The organism is Paenibacillus kobensis NBRC 15729 (assembly GCF_004000825.1).
In the GTDB taxonomy this organism is placed as follows: Bacteria; Bacillota; Bacilli; order Paenibacillales; family Paenibacillaceae; genus Paenibacillus_T; species Paenibacillus_T kobensis.
In genome coordinates this window covers 168947-189997 of sequence record NZ_BILZ01000005.1, presented here as the reverse complement: position 1 = coordinate 189997, position 21051 = coordinate 168947, and the positions used below count along the sequence as shown (strand labels likewise).

19 protein-coding genes are annotated in these 21051 nt (G+C 53.8%); 17 read left to right on the top strand and 2 right to left on the bottom strand.

The window, feature by feature from the left end:
* Positions 1-112: 112 nt before the first annotated feature.
* From PKO01S_RS05540 to PKO01S_RS05460, 17 genes are all read left to right on the top strand, one after another.
* Positions 113-1132 carry an ABC transporter ATP-binding protein gene (locus PKO01S_RS05540; RefSeq protein WP_127530342.1) on the top strand — a complete coding sequence of 340 codons (1020 nt, stop codon included), beginning with the start codon at positions 113-115 and terminating at the stop codon, positions 1130-1132.
* Complete coding sequence (locus PKO01S_RS05535) at positions 1129-2115, top strand: ABC transporter ATP-binding protein (protein ID WP_127530315.1); 987 nt, start codon at positions 1129-1131, stop codon at positions 2113-2115. Before PKO01S_RS05540 ends, PKO01S_RS05535 begins: the two co-directional genes overlap by 4 nt.
* A gap of 27 nt (positions 2116-2142) precedes the next feature.
* The gene (locus PKO01S_RS05530) at positions 2143-3093 is read left to right on the top strand and encodes an ABC transporter permease (RefSeq protein ID WP_127530314.1); all 951 of its coding nucleotides are present in this window, start codon (positions 2143-2145) and stop codon (positions 3091-3093) included.
* Between the two features lie 16 nt (positions 3094-3109).
* Positions 3110-3991: an oligopeptide ABC transporter permease gene (opp4C, locus tag PKO01S_RS05525; RefSeq protein WP_127530313.1), complete on the top strand. Its 882-nt coding sequence runs from the start codon at positions 3110-3112 to the stop codon at positions 3989-3991.
* 74 nt (positions 3992-4065) lie between these two features.
* Positions 4066-5721 carry an ABC transporter substrate-binding protein gene (locus tag PKO01S_RS05520; RefSeq protein ID WP_127530312.1) on the top strand — a complete coding sequence of 552 codons (1656 nt, stop codon included), beginning with the start codon at positions 4066-4068 and terminating at the stop codon, positions 5719-5721.
* A 63-nt stretch (positions 5722-5784) separates the two neighbouring features.
* The gene (locus PKO01S_RS05515; protein ID WP_127530311.1) at positions 5785-5958 is read left to right on the top strand and encodes a lysine biosynthesis protein LysW; all 174 of its coding nucleotides are present in this window, start codon (positions 5785-5787) and stop codon (positions 5956-5958) included.
* Between the two features lie 10 nt (positions 5959-5968).
* Positions 5969-6862 carry a RimK family alpha-L-glutamate ligase gene (locus PKO01S_RS05510; protein ID WP_127530310.1) on the top strand — a complete coding sequence of 298 codons (894 nt, stop codon included), beginning with the start codon at positions 5969-5971 and terminating at the stop codon, positions 6860-6862.
* A gap of 24 nt (positions 6863-6886) precedes the next feature.
* Entirely contained in the window at positions 6887-7549 is a 663-nt protein-coding gene (locus PKO01S_RS05505; RefSeq protein WP_127530309.1) for a degT/DnrJ/EryC1/StrS aminotransferase, read from the top strand.
* A complete protein-coding gene (locus PKO01S_RS05500; RefSeq protein ID WP_127530308.1) occupies positions 7546-8868 on the top strand; it encodes a DegT/DnrJ/EryC1/StrS aminotransferase family protein in 1323 nt (440 codons plus the stop codon). The genes PKO01S_RS05505 and PKO01S_RS05500 overlap by 4 nt, the downstream gene beginning before the upstream one ends.
* Positions 8865-9914 carry an N-acetyl-gamma-glutamyl-phosphate reductase gene (gene argC, locus PKO01S_RS05495; protein ID WP_127530307.1) on the top strand — a complete coding sequence of 350 codons (1050 nt, stop codon included), beginning with the start codon at positions 8865-8867 and terminating at the stop codon, positions 9912-9914. Before PKO01S_RS05500 ends, argC begins: the two co-directional genes overlap by 4 nt.
* Positions 9914-11761: a M20/M25/M40 family metallo-hydrolase gene (locus PKO01S_RS05490; protein WP_127530306.1), complete on the top strand. Its 1848-nt coding sequence runs from the start codon at positions 9914-9916 to the stop codon at positions 11759-11761. Before argC ends, PKO01S_RS05490 begins: the two co-directional genes overlap by 1 nt.
* Positions 11762-12571 (top strand): 1-deoxy-D-xylulose-5-phosphate synthase N-terminal domain-containing protein, encoded by an 810-nt coding sequence (locus tag PKO01S_RS05485; protein ID WP_127530305.1) that lies wholly within the window; start codon positions 11762-11764, stop codon positions 12569-12571.
* The gene (locus tag PKO01S_RS05480; protein ID WP_307719816.1) at positions 12568-13512 is read left to right on the top strand and encodes a transketolase family protein; all 945 of its coding nucleotides are present in this window, start codon (positions 12568-12570) and stop codon (positions 13510-13512) included. Before PKO01S_RS05485 ends, PKO01S_RS05480 begins: the two co-directional genes overlap by 4 nt.
* The gene (locus PKO01S_RS05475; RefSeq protein ID WP_127530303.1) at positions 13502-14722 is read left to right on the top strand and encodes an MFS transporter; all 1221 of its coding nucleotides are present in this window, start codon (positions 13502-13504) and stop codon (positions 14720-14722) included. The genes PKO01S_RS05480 and PKO01S_RS05475 overlap by 11 nt, the downstream gene beginning before the upstream one ends.
* Before the next feature lie 45 nt (positions 14723-14767).
* The gene (locus PKO01S_RS05470) at positions 14768-16024 is read left to right on the top strand and encodes an ATP-grasp domain-containing protein (protein WP_127530302.1); all 1257 of its coding nucleotides are present in this window, start codon (positions 14768-14770) and stop codon (positions 16022-16024) included.
* Positions 16025-16079: 55 nt separating this feature from the next.
* Entirely contained in the window at positions 16080-16631 is a 552-nt protein-coding gene (locus PKO01S_RS05465) for a flavodoxin family protein (protein ID WP_127530301.1), read from the top strand.
* A gap of 184 nt (positions 16632-16815) precedes the next feature.
* Positions 16816-17385, top strand: a complete 570-nt coding sequence (locus PKO01S_RS05460; RefSeq protein ID WP_127530300.1) for an SF0329 family protein — start codon at positions 16816-16818, stop codon at positions 17383-17385.
* 143 nt (positions 17386-17528) lie between these two features.
* Here PKO01S_RS05460 and PKO01S_RS05455 read toward each other — a convergent pair whose 3' ends face one another.
* Complete coding sequence (locus tag PKO01S_RS05455; RefSeq protein ID WP_174818548.1) at positions 17529-19571, bottom strand: sugar-binding protein; 2043 nt, start codon at positions 19569-19571, stop codon at positions 17529-17531.
* A 217-nt stretch (positions 19572-19788) separates the two neighbouring features.
* Complete coding sequence (locus tag PKO01S_RS05450) at positions 19789-21033, bottom strand: MFS transporter (protein ID WP_164779493.1); 1245 nt, start codon at positions 21031-21033, stop codon at positions 19789-19791.
* Positions 21034-21051: the final 18 nt, after the last annotated feature.

Here is a 21051-nt window from a genome sequence, read left to right as displayed (position 1 = left end):
TTATCCAAGTCCAGCCTGTTCCGTTATGCTTGAAGCAGACAAAGTTTATTAAACAGATAGGTATTATGAGGATAATGAAAATGACAATAGGAACGGAAGGCGGGTGAAAGGCATAGCTCGATTACTCGAAGTCGATCGGCTGCGAATTGCCTTTCGAACCGAACAGGAAGAAGCCGTTGCCGTCGATGACGTCAGCTTCGCGATGGGACACGGCGAAACGATAGCGCTCGTCGGAGAATCCGGATGCGGGAAAAGCGTCACTTCGCTTTCCATCATGGGGTTGCTCGGCGCGACCGGTGCCGTTACCAATGGGGAAATACGTTTTGACGGGAGTGTCGTAACGGAGTATGGAGAGGCAGAGCTGCGGAAGCTGCGAGGGAAGGAAATCGCGATGATCTTCCAGGAGCCTATGACGTCGCTTAATCCCGTCATGAAGATCGGCGAGCAGATCGGAGAGTGCCTTCGGCTTCACCGGAAGTGCAGCCGCAAGGAGGCGAAGAGGGCGGCGGCTCTGCTGCTGAAGAAAGTCGGCATCGCAAGGCCTGAAGCGGTAGCGAAGGACTATCCTCACGCCTTGTCGGGAGGCATGCGCCAAAGGGTGATGATCGCTATGGCAATGGCGGGAAATCCGAAGCTGTTGATTGCAGATGAGCCAACGACGGCCTTAGATGTGACGATACAAGCGCAAATTCTTCGGCTGATGAAACGAATGCAGGAGGATCGCGGCATGGCGATTCTGCTCGTCACGCATGATCTGGGCGTCGTGGCCGAAATGGCCGATCAAGTCGTGGTCATGTATGCGGGACAGGTCGTGGAGGAAGCCGATGTCTTTACCTTATTCCGGGATCCGAGGCATCCGTACACGCAAGGACTTATTCAAGCGGTTCCGTCAATCGACGGCGATGGAAGGCGACGGGCGAAGCCGATCCCCGGGGCGGTACCTTCCCCCCGAGAAATGCCCGAAGGCTGCCGCTTCCACCCTCGCTGCCCGTATGCGGTCGATCGATGCCGGCTCGAGAATCCGAACTTGCAACGCATAGGAGAACATCACCTCGTCAGATGCTGGGCAGCCCATTCGTCTAGCCTTGTCCCGGAAGAGCTGTCTGACTTGGGACCGGTGATTACCGTATGACGGCGCAAGAAGCGATGTCGAAGCCGCTGCTGCAGATCGAGAATCTTAAAACGTATTATCCAGTTCGCCGAGGGCTGTTCGGCCGAGCTTCCGGTTTCGTCAAAGCGGTGGATGACGTCAGCTTGACTCTATACGAGGGGGAGACGTTGGGGCTCGTCGGCGAATCGGGCTGCGGCAAGTCTTCGATCGGCCGGTCGGTCGTCCGGCTGGAGCGTCCGCATGCAGGTCGCATTCTGTTCGAAGGGGAAGACATTACGAGTGTCTCCCAGCGTGAGCTTAGACCGGTTCGGCTGCGATTGCAGATGATCTTCCAAGATCCCTATGCCTCTCTTAATCCTAGAATGCGAATATTCGATACATTGGCGGAGCCGATGATCGCCCATCAATTGATCAAGCGCGGCGACGTACAAGGCGAAGTCGACAGGCTGCTTCAACTGGTAGGATTGCCGCGCGCGGCGGCTTATCGGTACCCCCATGAGTTCTCGGGCGGCCAGAAGCAGCGGATCGGCATCGCAAGAGCATTGTCGCTGAAGCCAAGGCTGATTGTATGCGATGAGCCCGTGTCCGCGCTAGACGTTTCGATTCAGGCGCAAATCCTTGGGCTGCTGCAGGACTTACAGGATGAGCTGAAGCTGACCTGCTTGTTCATCGCCCACGGGATCGGCGCCGTGAAACAAGTCAGCTCGAGAGTCGCTGTCATGTATTTGGGGCAGATCGTGGAGATAGCCCCTTCGGAGTTGCTGTTCCGCAAGCCCAGACATCCTTACACGAAGCTGCTGCTTGGCGCATACCACCCGCCGGATCCTCTGTTCCGCGGCATGGAGCGGTTGATTATTCAAGGAGACGTGCCCGATCCGTCGGACCCGCCCTCAGGCTGCAGGTTCCATACCCGCTGTCCGTACGCCCAGGAACGGTGCCGGATGGAAGAACCAAGCTTAACGAAGGATCCGCATGCCGTCGCTTGTCATTATCCGCTTGCGTGAGAGAAAGGGAGGGAGGAAGAGACGCCAATGGGCACTTATATCGTCAAGAGGCTCTTCATCGCAGTTCCCGTTTTTGTCGGCATTACGGTACTCAGCTTTCTTATTATGAATATGGCGCCAGGCAATCCCGTCGACATGCTGATCAATCCTAATATTCCGAAAGAGCTGCTGGAGCTGAAGCGGGAGAGGCTTGGTCTGAATGATCCGCTTTATGTGCAATACGCGAATTGGCTAGGCGGTGTCCTCAGAGGTGATCTTGGTTACTCGTTCAGCAGCTATGCCCCCGTCTCCCGGTTAATCGGAGAGAGGATCGGCCCGACGTTGCTGCTAGCAGCAGCATCTCTGCTGCTAGGATTGCTGATTGCGATACCGGTCGGCATCATAAGCGCTGTGAAGCGGAATTCGAAGCTGGATTACTTCTTGACGGGAATGACCTTCCTCGGCATTTCCATTCCGCCCTTCTTCTTAGGACTCGGGCTCATCTACGTTGTGGGCATACAGTTCAAGTGGCTGCCGACCGGCGGCATGACGACCTTAGGCGGAGATGGAGGAGCAGGCGATATCCTTCTGCATATGATCTTGCCGGTAACGGTGCTAGGAGCCGCCATCGCGGGCAAGAAGGTGCGGTATGTCCGGGCCAGCATGCTGGAAGTATTAGGACAAGATTACTTGCGCACAGCTAGGGCGAAGGGACTGCGGGAACTCGCGGTGACGAATAAGCATGCGCTGCGCAACGCGCTAATTCCGGTGATTGCCGTAGTCGGGGCAGAGATTCCTCTGCTGCTCGGCGGCAGTATTGTCATCGAGCAAGTATTCCAATGGCCGGGAATCGGCCAGTTGACGATGGAAGCGATCCTGTCGCGCGATTACCCGGTTCTAATGGGACTAAACCTCATAGCGGCATGCGTCGTGTTGCTGACCAATTTATTCACGGATGTGCTGTACGCGGCAGCTGATCCGCGCATTACATACGGATGAACGGGAGGAAGCCTCGATGTCTGCGACAACGCTGCCTTGGGAACAGCCGAATACAAGGGTCGAAGGTTATGTCCGGCAGGTTAGGCGCAAATTTGTCCGGCACAGGCTTGCGATTTGGGGGCTGGCCGTGACAATACTGCTGATCCTGACCGCCTTGTTCGCCCCGTGGCTTACGCCTTATCCGCCGAATGATGTCACGAGCGCGTTCGGCGCCAAGCCGTCGGCGGCCCACTGGCTGGGAACCGATCAAGTGGGCAGGGACGTGTTAAGCCGCTTGCTATACGGAACCCGCGTCTCGCTGTTCATCGGCTTTACGACCGTTGCGATCTATGTAACGTTCGGTACTTTTGTAGGAATGGCCGCCGGCTATTACGGCGGATGGCTCGATATGGCCGTAATGAGAATGACCGATATTTTCTTAAGCTTCCCTTACATGCTGGTCGTGCTCGTAATCGTTAGCATGCTGGGATCTCAGATCTCCACCATCATGATCGTACTCGCTTTATTCAAGTGGCCCACGATTGCCATGCTTGTGCGGGGAAGCGTATTGGCCGCGAAGGAGCTGGATTACATAAAGGCAGGCGTTGCGCTCGGGTTCCGCACGCCGCGCATTCTGCTCCGCCACATGCTGCCGACCATTATCGGTCCCATTATCGTGAGCGCGACATTCGGCGTAGCCGGGACGATCCTAAGCGAAGCCGGACTCAGCTTTCTCGGCATGGGTGTGAAGTCGCCGCAGGCGAGCCTCGGCAATATGCTGCACGACGCGCAGTCCTTGACCGTATTGACTGAGCAGCAATGGCTGTGGATGCCGGCGGGATGCATGATCCTTATTGCGGTATTGGCCGTCAACTTCGTCGGAGACGGGCTGCGCGACGCGCTGGATGCGAAGGCGTAACCCCGTAATCTGCCGACGAACCTGTTTCATTTTCGCTAAATCGTGAATGAAGATAGAAGGAGTGGGGGAAAGAGATGAAACGATACAAACAAAAACAAATGAGCCTATTGATTGCCTTAGCTGTGGTAACCCTCTTGCTGGCGGCATGCAGCCAATCGAACGACGCGAACGAGGGTACTCCGGTCGAGACGAAGCCGCAGCCGACGACAGAAAAGGTGCAAGCCGAGAAGAAACTGACGATCGGCATCGTCAACGCGCCGGTCACGTTAAACCAGATTAACACGCAAGACAATTCGGCATCGCTTGCCCCGATTGGATTGCTTAACGACGCACTGCTCGACGTGACGGAATCGGCCGAGTTCGTCCCGAAGCTGGCGGAGTCGATCGAAACAACGGATAAGCAGACGTATACGGTCAAGCTTCGCCCGGATGCCAAGTGGAACGACGGGACGCCGTTCACGACGGCGGACGTGGCTTTCACGCTTAAGCTCGCGCTTAATGCCAAGGTCGAAACCTCGTTCAAGCTGAACTTCATCGAAGGGCTGAACGACTTCGGCAAGCTGGAGGAGGGCGTCACGGAAATCAAGGGACTCCGCATCATCGACTCGCATACATTCGAGATCAAAGCGAAGACGCCGATTGATCCGCTCGTATTCAAGGAACGATTCGGTGCGAAGGTTTATTATTTGCCGGAGCATCTGTTGAAAGATGTGAATCCCGAACAACTGTCGACGCATCCTTATTTCCAGAAGCCGGAAGTCACGAACGGACCATACCGGTTCGCCGCTTACGAGCAAGGGCAATATGTCGAATTGACCAAGAATGAGCAGTACTACTTAGGCGCTCCCAAGATCGATAAGATCTTCATTAAGGTGCTGCCAGCGGCAAATCTGGTTGTCCAGCTGCAGACAGGGGAAGTTCAGATGAATTCGCTGCCGGTCGGACTCGTTCCGATTACGGACTACGACAAAGTGAAAAGCTTCGACAACGTCAATGTGACTTCCGCGGCCGCCTCGGAACCGGCGGAGTTATTCTTCAACGTCGAGAAGCTGCCGGATAAGAAGGTCCGTCAAGCGATCGCGTACGCCCTGAACCGGCCGCTTATCGTGGAACAGCTGCTCAAGGGCCAAGCGGAAATTATCGACGGCGGCATCCCAAGCAATCATCCGTACTTCAATAAGGATATCGAGCCTTACCCGTACGATCCGGAGAAAGCGAAGCAGCTGCTGAAGGAAGCGGGTTGGGACACGAACCGGAAGCTTGCATTCCTCATACCGGTCGGCAACAAAGTCCGTGAACAGGCTGCCGATATTTTGGTGCAAAATTTAGAATCCGTAGGGTTTAAAATCGATGTCCAAAAATACGATTTCCCTACGCTTATCGATAAAGTCGAGAAAGGCGAACACGATATCACGATTTTTACGAGGGATTATTACATCGAGCCAAGCCTCTACTTCACGACCTACAAAAGCAACGATCCCGAAAGCGTCATCCGGTACAACAATCCGGTCGTCGACGAATTAATCGCCCAAGGCGAACAAGAAATCGACGAAGCGAAGCGCCACGAGATCTACGACCGTCTTCAAGAAGTGCTGCATGAGGACGTGCCGACGCTCGCCGTTTATTCCGAGAAGCGGCTGCAAGTCGTATCGAAGGATGTGCTTGAAGGCAAACCGCTGAATCTCGGCACGTTCAACAACGTGAACGAATGGGACTTGGCTGCGAAGTAGGTTATAAGGGATTCATTCCGTTATAATACATTTTTTCTAATACCAATTGGAGGTGCAAGGAGAATGGCAGAACTAAGCTGTCTCGTATGCAAGTCGGACATTGAGGTGGAAGAGAACGCGACCACAGGAGAAATCGTGGAGTGCGATTCCTGCGGCCAGGAGCACGAAGTCCAGGTTGAAGCGAGCAGTGTCGCGATCGCTCTGGCTCCCGAAATCGAAGAAACTTGGGGAGAGTAGGTGTCATCCCGTGGAGAACCAAAGTGCCATTCTATTGTGCGTCACGAAGCTAAGGGAAGAAGAGCAGCTTATCATCGAGCATCTTAATCGGCTCGGCGTTACCGTTCAAGTGAACTTGGACTCTATGGATCTCCCCGTCGGAAAGAGCGTCGTCCCGCCATACGGACTTGCTCTCATCCGTTGCTTGTCCCAAAAAAACGCGCTGAGCCGCTCCAAGCTTCTTGAGCTGGCCGGATTTGAAACATTGAATTCGGCCAGAGTCATCTCGATTTGCACGAATAAAATCCATCAGGCGATCGTGTTCGAAAAACATGGCATTCCGCAGCCCCGGTTTCAAGTCGCCTTCACCCCGGCGAAGCTGTACGACGCGCTTTCGGACTTCGGGGATCTATGCGTCATTAAGCCCGCTACGTCCTCTTGGGGGCGGGGGATCGCAAGGATGACGGGGAAGGAATGCCTCGAGGGATGGATTGCCGCTAGGGAATCGGTCGATCCGAGTCACCAATCGTTTCCGGTCCTTGTGCAGGAGTATGTGGAGAAAGGCGATTACGATATTCGTGTCGTCATTGTCGGACGCAAGCCGATCGCTGCTTTCCGCCGGGTGTCGGCCGAGAACTGGAAGACGAATACGCATCTCGGAGCGGAAATCGAACCGATCGAGATCAACAGCGAGATCGCTGCGATTTGCGGGGATTTGGTCGGCGTATTGGGAGAAGGCATTTACGGCGCCGATTTGTTCTTCGATTATCAACAGCTTCGTTATGTCGTATGTGAAGTCAATCAGAATCCGGAATTCGCGAAATCATGGAAGGTGCATGGCGTCGATGTCGCCTATCATATTGCCGAATACGTAAAGGAGAAGATAGGCAGTACGAATGAGGCAAATCTAACGGTTAATTCTTAGTATGCGGGGAGGAATTATTAGAGAATGGGAGACACATTAACGAAACCAGCGGCTCCAATCGAGAAGGAACACTATTTCTCATTATCGTTTGTTCTGACCAGAGTGCTGAACTCGGGCGTCATCATGAGCATCGAAAAAAATGACCATGAGTTGAAAGGGCTGGAGAAGGCGATAGCCAAGCTTACGAATACCAAATACGTATCTTTGTTTAATAGCTTTACAGGTGCGGTGCATGGGGCATTCTGGGGGCAGGACATCGGATATGGATCGGTGGCGCGGCTCGAGCATGCCAGCGAGCAGGAGAGGAAGTTCGCGAAGTGGCTGGGCATTCAGCTCTCGACGGATCCCCATGTGAAAAACGCGTACTCCGCGATAACGGTGGACGGTCATAACCTCCACCGGTTAGAGCAAGAGATTCGAAGCTCTGCCGCACTGTCGCCTGTGCTCATCCTCGATTTCACGGGATTAGGCTTTGGGCCGGTCGCCGCGGTCGCGTCGAATGACGAGCTCGTCTGGAAGAAGGCCGAGCGGCTCAAAATATTCGGTGCCTTCGACCTGCAGACGATGTGGACGCAGGAGGAGAGCGCGCCGGAGCTCCAGCCGGCTGTCCAATTCAATTACAGGCTTAGCCCGCTCGTGGCGGCCTGCGTCAAGATTTCGTTCTTAAGGAGGAATCCATCGTCATGAAAACCGATTTTATCCGCAAACCGCTGCAGCTGCCCGACGAGCAATGGATTCGCTCTCCGCTAGCTATTGACGGAGGACCGTCCATCATTCCCGAAGACGTTCGCCGAACCAATTTTCCTATTATTACGAAAGAAGACGTTATTCAAATGTTCGTCTCGATTCAACAAGACGGCGACAGCGTCGTCGAGGAATTCCAAGAAACGTACCGCAGGTACGTGGGCGCCAATTACGCCATTGCCACGTCCAGCGGCACATCGAGTCTGCACCTAGCTCTTGTCGGAGTTGGCGTGGAGCCCGGTGACGAGGTTATTGTGCCCGCCTTCACGTTCATCGCGACCGCTCAAGCGGTCGTTGCCGCCAAAGCAATTCCGATATTCGTGGATATCGATCCCGTTACGTATTGCCTGGACCCTTCGAAGGTGGAGGCAGCGATCACCCGCAAGACGAAAGCGATCATGCCTGTTCATGTGCACGGCTTGCCGGCCGACTTGCAGTCGTTGCGCCAATTAGCGGATAAACATTCGCTGAGGCTTGTCGAAGATGCTTCCCATGCCCATTCTGCATCCATAGACGGCCAAGTGGCCGGCTCGATCGGAGACAGTGCGGGACAGAGCCTGATGGCGGATAAAAATTTCCCTGTCGGCGGCGAAGGCGGCATTGCGTTCTTCCGGGAGAAGGAGGACTACCAGCGCGCGCTCGCGTTCCTCGATTCATCGGGTATCGATTACCGCATGTCCTGGATCGCCGCGGCATTCGGTTTAAGCCAGCTTGAGCGGCTGCCTTATTACGATGCGGTCCGAGCGAGAAACGCCGCTTATCTGACGAACGCGCTTAAGGAGACGAAGCTGTTCAGCGGACCGTTCGTCCCGGAAGGCTATAAGCACAGCTATAATATGTACCGCGTTAAGCTGTCGCCGGAGCGTCTGGGGCTTGGGGATCTGGAGGATTACCGGGTCAAACATGCGGTCGAGCAGCTGATTCAAGCGGAAGGCGTCTTCGCGAGGGAATGGCAGAACGTGCCGATTCCCGGCCATCTCCCGTTCAAGAACAGGAGAGGCTTCGGCAACGGCTATCCGTTCTCGCTGTCGGACCGGCAAGATTTCGGCTATGAGCTAGACCGGTTTCCCGAAACGTTGAAGATGCTGCGCAGCACGCTTACCATCTGCAGGGAGCTTCGTTCGCCGATCGAATACGAGCGGATTCAGGCATACGCCTTGGCATTCAAGAAAGTGGACGCGAACCCGGATAAGATACGCCAGCTTGCAGAGAGCAGCAGCGACTTGAAGGTCGTCTATGAAAGAGATGCGAGGTTAGGATGAGCGGCGCGGCGCAATTGAAGAAAGCGGCCATTCTCGGCGGCAGCGGGTTCACTGGAGCCGAGTTGTACAGGCTACTTCGCAGGCATCCCGGCTTCGAGGTAACGTTCATTTCATCCGAGTCGAATGCCGGCCTTCCGGCGGACAAATATTACACGGCTTCGATTCATAAGAAGAAGCCGGGGGGACTCAAATTCAGCCGGGTCTCCGAGCTGGAGGGGCATTATGACGCGGTATTCTCATGCTTGCCAACAGGAGAATTGCCGAAGCTCATCCGCCGGGTTTCCGAGCATACGGACTACATTTTTAACGTGAGCGGCGATTATCGGATTGCCGATACCGCGTTATTGCAGCGGCATTATCCGGAGACGCTGAAGCATGATTTTGAAGGCGGCTGGCATTATTTCATTCCCGAATTCAGCGAGATCGACCGGAGCAAGAAGGTAGTGAATCTGCCGGGATGCATGGCGGTGGCGACGTTCTATACGTTGTATCCGTTAGTGGCGAATGACCTGATCGAGGACCGCGTCATTACGGACGCCAAGACCGGCTCAAGCGGCGGAGGGAAGTCGACGGCCGAGCATCATGCCGAGCGATCGAACAACTTCCGGGCCTACAAAGTGCACGGCCATCGGCACAAGCCGGAAATCGAGCATGCGCTGTTCTATCACTTGGACCGTACGGTCGATCTTCAATTCTCGGTATACAGCCTGGATTTGCCGCGGGGAATTATGGCGACATCCTATTCCTTGCTCAAGGAGGGCGTTACCGATGTCGATGTGAGAAAAGCGTTCTACAGCGCCTATGCCGCCAAGCCATTCCTTCACAATCTGCCGGCAGGCAATCGCACTCCTATGATCAAGACGGTGAACGGCACGAACTTCGCGGAGATCGGAGCCTATGTGGAGGGCCGAAACTGCGTTTCGTTGGCGACGATCGATAACCTGCTCAAGGGAGCGGCAGGCCAAGCCATTCAGGCAGCTAATCTGTACTTCGGATTTCCCGAGGAAGAAGGATTGCCTCGAGAAGGCGAAGGAGCGTGGCCATAATGAGCAGAGGCACTTTATATGTGATCAAGCTTGGCAGCAGTACCATCGTCAATCATCCTGAGATCTTCGAAGAGATTGGCCGCATCTCGCGAAGAGGGAACCGAGTGCTGCTCGTCGCGGGCGGCGCGGAAGCGATACGCCGGAAGTACGAAGACCTGTCGCGGCCAATGCCCTTCTTGACGCTGCCATCTGGTGATGAAGTGCGCTATTGCTCCCCGGAGGAGATGCTCTATGTCCGAGAAGCCTACTATGATAACATCTTAGCTCCGGTACGGGAGCGGCTCGCGGAACAAGGGCTTAGCGCGTTCGCGCAGCTTGGCGGCGACAACGGGCTTGTGATCGGCAGAAAAGCGAAACCGATCAAGGCAGTTCAAGGCCAGAAAACCGTCATCGTGCGGGATTCGTTATTCGGCCAATATGCGGGCAGTCATACCTCTTTCCTGCATGACGCTCTTAACAGCTTCGATGTCGTATGCTTGTCGCCTCCGATCTGGGATCCTGAGCTCGCCTCGTATATCAATATCGACGCCGACGTGCTGGGCGCCGAGCTTGCCGTTGAGCTCGAAGCGCATCATCTGCGCTTCGTGACCGGCACGGCGGGGCTGCTGCGGGATATCGGAGACGAAGGCTCGACCATTCCGGATGTGTACGGGGACGAAGAGCTCCCATCCGTCCAGGGACGCATGAAGCAGAAGGTGAGGGCGGCAAGGCTGGCATCCGGACGGGGAGTCTGCGACGTGAATATATCCGGTCCGCATTCGGTGGAACGCGGCGGCCGGACGTGGTTCTGGCAAGCGGAGCGCGGGCCTGCCGCCTTCGAGCTGCTGAACAAGGTTGCCCGCATTCCGTCCGTTTCCGAAGACGAGCACGAGCTTGCCCGTTTCTTGCTTGAGGAGATCCAAGATCCGTCGGTGGCTGGTCAGATTGATGAAGCCGGCAACATTGTGTTCCGCAGGGGCAGCGGTCCTCATACGCTGCTGCTCCTGGGCCATATCGACACGGTGCCTTACGTGTGGCCGGTTCATTCGGACGCAGACGGTCTGACCGGAAGAGGCGTCGTAGACGCCAAAGGCAGCTTCGTGAACTTCATCCATATGCTAAGGGAAGCGGACGTGCCCGAGAACGGCTCGCTGCTTGTGATCGGCGCGGTGGAAGAAGAAATTTCGTCATCGAAAGGCGCTTTCTACATCCGGGACCATTATCGGGCAGACGCGGTCATTATCGGCGAACCTAGCGGCGAAGACAGCTTGACGTTAGGGTATTACGGATTGTTCAAGCTTCGGATCACCATTAGACGCGCGCAGGAGCATACAGCGGCGAAGAACAGCGTAAGCGCCATCGACGAGCTGTATGATATCGCGGCCGACATCCGCAGCAGGGTTCGGGACATCGATCCGCAGAGCTTGTCCTCCTTGATCGATATCGAGCACAGAAACGAGCGCGGCTATATAACGGTTACCGCTATATTGAACTTCAGAATATCGCCGGAAGCCGGCAACGACTACGTGGACAAGGTCGATCTGTCCGTCGGCGATGCGGTGACGGTCGAGGTGCTTCGCTCGACGCCGGGCTTTGCCAATCCGCGTTCGGATACGCTTGTGAAAGCTTTCGTTCGAAGCTTCGCCAAGCACGGGAAGGCTGTTCGCTATTTGAAGAAACGGGGAACGAGCGACATGAACACGCTGGCTTCGGCTTGGACTTCCGTTCCGATGGTCGCTTACGGCCCGGGCGATTCGAGTCTGGATCACACGAACGACGAATATTTGTCCTACGGGGAAGTCGAATCTTCGCGAGCCATTCTCAGAGAAGCCGTTAACGAATGGTTCCGGTTACGAACGGAGGATTAAATGGAGCAATCAGTACCTGTATATAGGGAACAGGAACTTTCGGATCTGTCGTTAGCCGATCGGGCAAGAGAAGCGAGGAAGCTGATCATAGACATGGCGGCAGCACCGACCGGTTGTCACATCGGAGGAAGTCTATCGGTTATCGATCTATTGGTCGTCGCCTACGCGAAATACGGACATGACAAGAATAACTCCGTCATTCTGAGCAAGGGGCATGCAGCAGCAGCTCTCTATGCGGCGCTTTACGTGTATGGAAGATTGCCAACCAATCCGGCGGAAAGCTACGGCAGGCAAGGCTCGCTCTACACGGGGCATCCGAACCATAAGCTTCCCGGCATTCCTTTCGCGACGGGCAGCTTGGGGCATGGCGTCGCATACGCGGCGGGTTGGGCATTGGCGCAGAGGCTGCAAGGGTCCGGCGGGCTCGGCATCGCGATCGGGGGAGACGGGGAGCTGCAGGAGGGGCTCATCTGGGAGACGGCTCAGATCGTCCAGGCGCAGTCTCTTACAAATTTTATCTATATTATCGATTGCAATGGAGGGCAGAACGACGGATATGTAGACGACATTTCGCCGATCCGCCATCTGAAGGAACGGTTCGAGGCGTTCGGGTTCGCCGTCCGTGAGATTGACGGTCACCGGCACGACGACATCTTCTCCGCTATCACGACGGACAGCGATAAGCCGCTTGCTGTCCTAGCCCGGACCGTCAAAGGAAAGGGCGTTGCTGCGCTCGAGGGGAATCCGGATGCGCATTACGCCAAAATCCCCGCCAATCTGGCGAGAAGATGGAAGGTGAGCCTATCGTGACGACGACATTATCAGGGAGGGAGACCTATAAAGACGAGCTCGCCAAGCTTGCGGAAACCGAGCAACGAATTATTTGTCTCGAGGCGGATCTAGGGGGCAAAAACCATCCGTTCCAGATCCGTCACCCGAATCGGTTCCTTAATCTCGGCATCGCGGAGCTCGCGGGCGTCGACATCGCTGCCGGCCTCGCTGAAGCGGGCTATGTCCCGTTTATTTCGACCTTTGCCGCTTTCGCGGCATTGCGGGCAGCGGAGAGCGTGAAGCTGTCGATGGGCTATATGGGGAAAAATGTGAAGCTCGTCGCTCCATACGGCGGCGTGTCGGGCGGTTGGTTCGGCACGACCCATCATGCACTGGAGGACATAGCCGTCATTCAATCTTTCCAGAATATTAGGATTGCTTGTCCGCATGGGGAAGAGGAGACGAGGAGAGTCATTCGTGAAGCGGCTGCATCCGCGGAACCGTATTATATTCGTTTATCCCGCAACGATGCATTCGAAAGCTTGCCGCGTGCATCGCAGCGGTCATGCAGGGATCTGCTTGTAGAAGAGAGGGCAGCGCCGGATGTCTGGCCTAGGCTATGCCTGATTTCCGTCGGGGAACAAGCAACGGAACTGTGCATGAAGTTAGCCGAAGAGTACGATTTCATCGTGCACGCTCATGCTTGCTATGTCGATAGTCAAAGCTTAAAAGCTTACGTGGAGCCTCTAAAGGCGTTAGCCGATCGATTCCTCGTCGTCGAGGAGCACAGGGCAACCGGCGGTACGGCGTCGTATCTGGCATTACTAATGTCCGAGTATCCGGTTCATTCCCATAACTGCGGAGAACAGTGGCCGACTTACGGGGGGACGCATGCGGAAGTGCTTGCGGATTTAGGGTTTGGCTTGGAGCCGCTGCGGCGGCAAATCCAATCCCTACTAGGAGGCCTGGATGGTATTTAGCGTGTTGAAGTCGAACAGATTCCGGAACTATCTTATCGCGGACATCGTATCCGGCTTCGGCGTAGGCATGAGCACGATCGGTGCCAATTGGTATCTGATGGACCGGACGGGTTCGATGACCGCCGTCGGGCTCATGCTTTCTCTTAATGTGATTGCCGGATTTCTCATATCCGCATTCGCAGGAACGTTCGTCGATAAGTGGAACCGGAAGACGATTCTGCTGTGGGCAAACGTCGTAAGAGCTGCCGCGTTGCTACTCATTGCCGGCGCCTTCTTGGGAACCGGATTCCACGTCGAATATTTGTACACATTCGCCGCGGTCAACGGCATGGGATGGGCGCTCTACATGTCGGCTTCGCGGAGCCTTGTTCAGGAGCTGTTGCCTGAGAAGGAGCTGATCCACGGCAATTCCTTGATCGAGATCAGCCTGCAGGTCGGCATGTTCATAGCTGGAGGACTGGCCGGCTTCCTGTACAAATATATCGGCTTCGAAGTGATTTTGTTGTTGAACGCCGCGGCTTTTCTCGTGAGCAGCCTCTTCCTCAGACGGATCTCCTATTCGGCCATGCCGGTCGAACACGCGGAAGCGGAAGCCTCGTTCTTCGAATCGTTCAAAGCCGGCATTCAATATTTGGCGGAGAGACCTTCTTTATTCGTACTGGGCATCGTGTCCATTATCCCGCTCGTGACGACGATGGTGTTCAACGTGGTGCTGCCGGGTTATGTCAGCACGTCGGTCCGAGGGGATTCGGTCGTCTTCGGACTGTCGGATATGTGCTATGGAATAGGCGGATTGCTATCCGGCTTCTTGGCTGCTCCGCTAGCGAGAAGGCTGTCGCCGTACGGGACGATTGTGATCATTTTCCTCGTATCCGTGCTGAATCTTGTGGCGATCGCCTTCAATTCGACCGTGATTCTGCTCTATCTGGGCTGCGTGCTCATCGGTTTGACCAATTCCTCATTGCGCATTCTGATCACGACAACGCTTATGGAGTCGGTCTCGAAATCGTATATGGGACGCGCAACTTCGGTCTGGATGGGCATTTCCTTGCTGCTGCAGACGGTCTCCGCCACGGGGCTTGGCGTTCTCATCGACCGTTATTCGCCAGGACTGGGATTTATACTGATGGCAGGCCTGATGCTCGCCGGACTGATCGTCTTCTATGTCTTGAACAGCAAGTCGCCGCAGAAACAAACGCTAGAGGCTTAGGTTTGCTTCGCAAAACCAAGTGAATGATTAAAGGGGTGGAAAAACATGTCAACGATTAAAACGATTGCGTTTGTCGAGCCGAGCTTTTACGGCGTCAGCTTCGCCAGAGTAGCCTACGAACAGGGGCATCGGGTTATTTCGATCGTGTCATCCAAGGACAATCCGGCCAAATACGGGTATGAGGGCATCTACCACGACCTCATCGTTGCGGATATACGAGACGAGGATTCGCTCTATCTTGCGATAGCGGAGTCTCCCTATGCGGGTAAGTTGGACGCACTGATTCCGGCCACGGATTACGCTTCCCACTTGACGGCGAAGGTTGCGGAGCGGCTTGGCCTGCGGGGCGTGCCGTACGAAGCGGCGTTAAAATCGCGGAATAAGGATCTGGCGAGGCAGGCTTACGCCGAACACGGTGTACCCAGCGCGGAATTCCGCAAAGTAAAAACGTACGAAGAGGCGGTTGCGGCAGCCGAAGAGATCGGGTATCCCGTCGTCCTGAAGCCGACTAATTGCGCCAGTAGCCAAAACGTCTATTTTATTAACGACGAGTCGCAGCTGCGCAAGGCTATGGACGTCATTGTCGCTTTTAAAGTGACGTATATGGATTTCAAAGTGCGAGAAGAGTATTTGATCGAACAATATTTGCAGGGGCCGGAATTCAGCGTGGAGCTGTTTGTCCGCAGTGGCGAGCCGTTATTCGCAGCAGTGACCGAAAAGCTGACGACGCCTCTGCCATACTTCGTAGAAACGCTCCATACGCTGCCATCTCCGTCTCATACCGACCGGCAGGAAGATATCATCAGAACGGCTGTCGATGCGCTCCAAGCGATCGGGTTAACGGACGGACCGAGCCATGTCGAGTTGAAGCTTACGCCGGCCGGTCCCCGCATTATCGAAGTGAACGGCAGACCCGGCGGGGATAACATTTCATCGGATCTGCTGGTATTGGCTTTCGGGGTCGATATTTTCGAAGCGACAGTTCATTATTACTTGGATCATCCGGTCGCGATCGAGAAGAAGCATCTTAGGGCAGCATCGATCGCATATGTCACCGCGGAACGCGACGGTGTGTTCGAACGAATCGAAGGATTCGAGCTGCTGCCCCAGCATCCTTCTGTCATACGAGCGCACATCTCTGCCGTGCCCGGCGACCACGTCGTCCAGGCGAAAAGCTCGGATGACCGGCTTGCTTATTTCATCGTCGCAAGCGATACGCCGCAAGAGGCTAAACGGTTGGCGCTTTCGCTGCTTGAAGGATTGAAAGTCGTCTACCGGAACCAAGAGGCGGAGATCGCTTAGTGAAAGAGTCCAGGGCTTTGGTCAATAATAATGAGTGGAGGAAGGAGGCTAACGTATGGGAATAGCCGTCATTTACGGGAGCTCGAGAAAAAACGGGAATTCCGAACAATTAGCGAAGCGGTTAACGAATGGATTTGATGCCGATCCTATTTTTCTGGCCGACTACAGGATCGAACCGATCCAAGATTATCGGCATTCCGAGAAAGAACCGTATCCGGAAGATGATTATCGTTCGGTCATCGAACGGGTGCTGGCGCAGGATGTTCTGGTGTTCACAACGCCAATCTATTGGTACGGGGCATCCGGGCTCACCAAAACATTCATTGACCGTTGGTCCCAGTCGCTGCGGGAGGACAGAGACAGGTTTCTTGCGAAATTGTCAAGCAAGTCGGCTTGGGTGATCGGCATCGGCGATGACGAGCCTCATCTTAAGGGGTTGCCGCTCGTTCAGCAATTCCAGTACATTTTCGAATATACAGGCACGAGGTTTGAAGGTTATATACTGGGCAAAGCCAATCGGCCAGGCGATATCCTGGAAGATCAAGCTGCTCTGGCTGCCGTGGAGCAAATTCGGAGCCAGTGGCGCGGAGCGTCGGTTAATGGCTGATAATCAAAAGGAGAAGAAGAGAGGTCACCGTATAACGAGCGGTGGCCTTTTTGTATGGGACTCCAGAAATTGAGATCCTCAAGGTTACTTGTGCAGGTTATGATCCATGCAGTCATTATTGTATGATAGATAATAGAATGGCTGCCTGAATCGTTATGAATTTATTTGAACATCGGAGGAATACATGTCCTGGAGCAAATTGAAGCAACAACTGGAGAGTTTTCTCAGTCCTGCGTTATCAGGGAAGGTGGAGTATCGTGCAACCAGCTATCGATATTTGCCCGATAAATCAGGGAATTGTTATATTACGGTCGATAAAAAGAACATTCTAAATTTGAGTGATGCAACGACTTTAATCAAATGGTATCAGACGGAGATGGAAATTAAGAATGACCCGGATATCCAGATTCCGATCAGCAATGAAGAAATTGAAGCGGTCAGGAAAGATACCAAGGGGCTAGTGCCGGAGGATCGTCTTAAAGTCATTGCAAGAGGCAGGAAAATATCTGAGGTTGCCAAGGACCTCATGTCAGCACAGTCAGCCTTAAGCAAATCTAACTTTACTGTCGCAGCAACTAAGTTTTTATCCCTTTCGATAGAGGAAAGCTTAGAAAGCAACGATATCTTATTGAATATTCTAGCATTGGTGGACCGACGGGTCGGGAAAAAGCGGATATTAAACATGGGCGAGAGGGTCAAGCTGAAGCATCCCATTGTTCAGTATTTTTATGAGCTGCGGCTTAGTAAGTTATGAAAATACAAGAGAACGAAAGAAAAGACGATAACGGCGGACAGTCGAAGAAGAGAATGGCCGAGGGCTCTGTGAGCTGCTCGGCCATTCTGGCGATATCATCTGTAAGTCGATGTCGAGAAAATCAACCTGTTAACAACCGCTCTTTAGCTGCGGAAGAGATCCGGCAATATGTCATAAATGTACTGGTTGACCCAGTTCCAAGCATGCGTGCCGCCATCGGCAGCGATAAAGTAGAAGTTTCCTTTCTTCGTATCCGAAGAATAGACGAAGGTATCGGTTAACTGTTTCATCGCGTCGATCTGAGGCTTCAAGTTCGGATACGCAATATCCTGGGTGCCGGTGGCGCTGAAAATGTAGTAATCCTGCGGCTTATACCCGGACTTCTTCGCAACGTCGGCAAGGTATGCCGCCGTTTCCTTCGGCTGGAGGCCGCCGCCTCTCTGCTCGAGAACCCAGCTGTCGCCGCTTAACGGCAAGTAGTACTTAAAGTAGTCAAGAGCGTAGATAAAGGTATACCACGTCGTGACCGAACCCATGGAGAATCCGCCGAATGCCCGATGCTCGCGGGATGCTTTCAAGTCGTCCAAGCTTCCGGATTTGGTATAGGTATTGTACTTGGTTTCCACCAACGGAACAACCTTATTGATTAGTTCCTCATGGAAGAGCGCAACATCATCCTTGCCGCCGTAGAACGTAGGGGTCACGACTATAAGCGGCTCGATGTCACCGTTTGCAATCATATTGTCCAGTATTTTCTTCATCTCTTTGCTCTGGCCGGGCCCGCCGAAGATAAGATTCTCGTTCTCGCCCCCGCCATGCATCAAGTATAGGACATTGTATTTCTTATTGGGATTGGAAGAGTCATATCCGTACGGAAGATAAACATTGAGTTTCTTGTCGTCCGTACCGCCGGTTAAGTTAGCCGCTTTATACGATAAGCTTTCAATCGTCCCCGCTTTGCTGTTATCCTGGCGATATTCATCTGGAACCGGCTTGAAATATTTCTCGTTCGCCGCTTCATCCGTCATTTCCAGCTTGCCGATCGCTTCTTTGATGGCGGCATATTGTTTATCGATTTGTTCTTGAGTAACCTTTTGTTCCTTGAGTACATTGTCGGCGAAAGCCTTGGCAATCGCATCTGTAACGATATTTGCATTTTTATAAAGCTTGAGATCCAGCTTCAGCGTGCTTTTGATCAAATTGATGAGATCGTAGGGATTCAGCCCGCTGACATCGCCCTTTGCCTTGCCCGTGAGCAATACTTCGCCGAACTTCGTCGTATCGTTCCAGGCGGTGCCAGTCGAATCGAATACGTTAATAGTGCCGACTCGCTCCGATCCTTTTGCGTCGTTCACCTGTAATTCGATGCCAAGCACCTTGCCGTTGTCCGGCTTCGCATTCAAAGCAATTCTTGTTTCAATGATATATCCGTCTGCCGTTTTTCTTGCCGCTGTGTAGAAGCGTTCGGAAGTTCCGTTGTCCACGGACAGCAAATTCTCATAATTCACGCGGAAATGCAAATCGTCTACGCCGTATTCCTGCGATTTGTTATTGTTCTCGTCAAGAAATAACTCCACGGAATCTTGCATGTAAGGCGTTCCGGATTGTACGGATAAGTCGCGGTCTTTCACCTCTGCAAGAATGTAAAGCGCGCGGTCGTCCCATAATGCCTTAAATGTTGCGGTGGTGTCGATATTGCTTGATGTATGTTTTGGTGAAACCGCTTGCGCTTTATTCCATACAGGATCCGTATTGCCGTCTATGACCGGCGAGCCGAAGTAGGCAACCATTCTTCCGCTGGTATCGAATCCGTTCTTGTCGACAGGTACTTTAGCTGGTTCCGTTGATGGGTTCACATGAGCCTCCTTGACGATGACTTTCACGGCGAGTAATTCCGTTTTATTGTTGACTGCTATTTTGCAAGTGATGTTCGCAGACCCGGCTGAAGTGGCTTTAATGAGTCCGTTCTGGTCCACCGCTGCCACTGATTTTTTGTCGCTGCTCCAGACATAACTCGCACCGGCGGGTTTATTGACGATCTCAAGCGAATAGGATTCGCCGACCGACAGTACGATGGCGCCATTCTGTTTAAATGCAGGCTTGTCTTTGGCAGCAGCCGCAGAAACGCCAGGCCATGGACCGAGAAAACTTACAGATAACAAAGATACAATCGCTAAGATCATCATAATGGGTCGCCACAACAGCTTCTTTCCCCTATTCAGAACAATCTCCTCCTTTTGTACATTGCGAGTATGTCTTACCGCCATGTTCGGGTCGCTCGCGCTGCCCCTTGATTTCCTGCATCGATCACAGCCTTCCATCATTGCATTTTCGTTTTAGCAAATAATAGTTTACGCGTGAATCTTAACGCTACTTGTCTAAAAAGTCAACCATAAATTGGGGTTAATTGCCCGCATTCCTCCGCCGTGAACTTTCCATGTAAGCGAACGCCGACAAAGCGAAAATCATGAGGAAGGCGGCGAACAGGAAGATCCAACGCATTTCGATGAAATCGGACAAGAGCCCCCAACCTGCGGCACCGGCGCCGATTCCGAAATCGAGCGCGATATAGAATGTGGCGTTAGCCTTGCCGCGGTTGGCCTGGTCCGCGTTCGTAATGGCCATCGCATTAAGCTGAGGGATAAGACAGCCGCTCGTGAATCCGAATAAGATGGCCCAAAGGATCAGTTCCCGCAATGTGCTTGAAAAACTGATTCCGCCAAGCGCAATCCCGAGCGCAATTAAATTGATGGGGATGACGAAGCGCGGACTCATCCTTGCGGTCCATACTCCAACGATGAAACGGGAAAGCGCCAGTGCAGAGGCCTGAACGACGAAAACTACGCCGATATGGTCGATGCCCTTCCCGATCGCGAATGACGGGAGGAATACCATGACCGCACTGGTTGCCAACGATACGAACAAGACGACGACCGAAGGGGGAACGGCACGAAGCTCCACGAATTTGTGCCAATGTCCTGCCGCGTCCGGTGAATGCTGCTTCGACGGCGGACTTACGATGTTCGCTGCCAGTTCCTTGCGCTTTCTCTTCTTCTCGGATTCGATACGTACGCTGATCAGCAGGGCTAGCAGCGATACGGCACCGGTCAAGTAGTAGAGTACGGCATAGTCGGAAACCTCCAATAGATAAAGCGTGGCAGAAGGCGCAATCGCCACGGCCAGCGTTCCGAAGAGTCCGAAGTAAGAGATGCCTTGCGTCATTTTATCTTCCGGCAGGACGTCTGAGACCATTGTACTGGTTGCCGTCGAACTTGCCGAGAAAGAAATGCCGTGCATGATTCTCAAGAAGATCAGCGCAGGTATGAAGGCTACTAAGCCGTATAATATGGTCGAGATCGTATACACGACAGCCCCCCAGAGAAGGATGGGCTTTCTCCCGTAAGTGTCGAGCGATACGCCGATAAGCGGTCTCGTCAGAAGCGCGGCCAATGTAAAGAATGTCATGGACAGTCCGGCTAATGCATGGCTGCCTCCCAGATGCAGAAAGAACAGCGGCATGGATGTAATCTGGACTTGCGTGCAGATTCGAAGCAGTGTTGTCACAATCGTCAGTTTAATAAAATCTGCCGTCCAAATTCTCGTATCCGTTAATGGTTCATCAATTGCACGGACGGGTGGTGATGTCATACGCTGACCTCCTGAGGG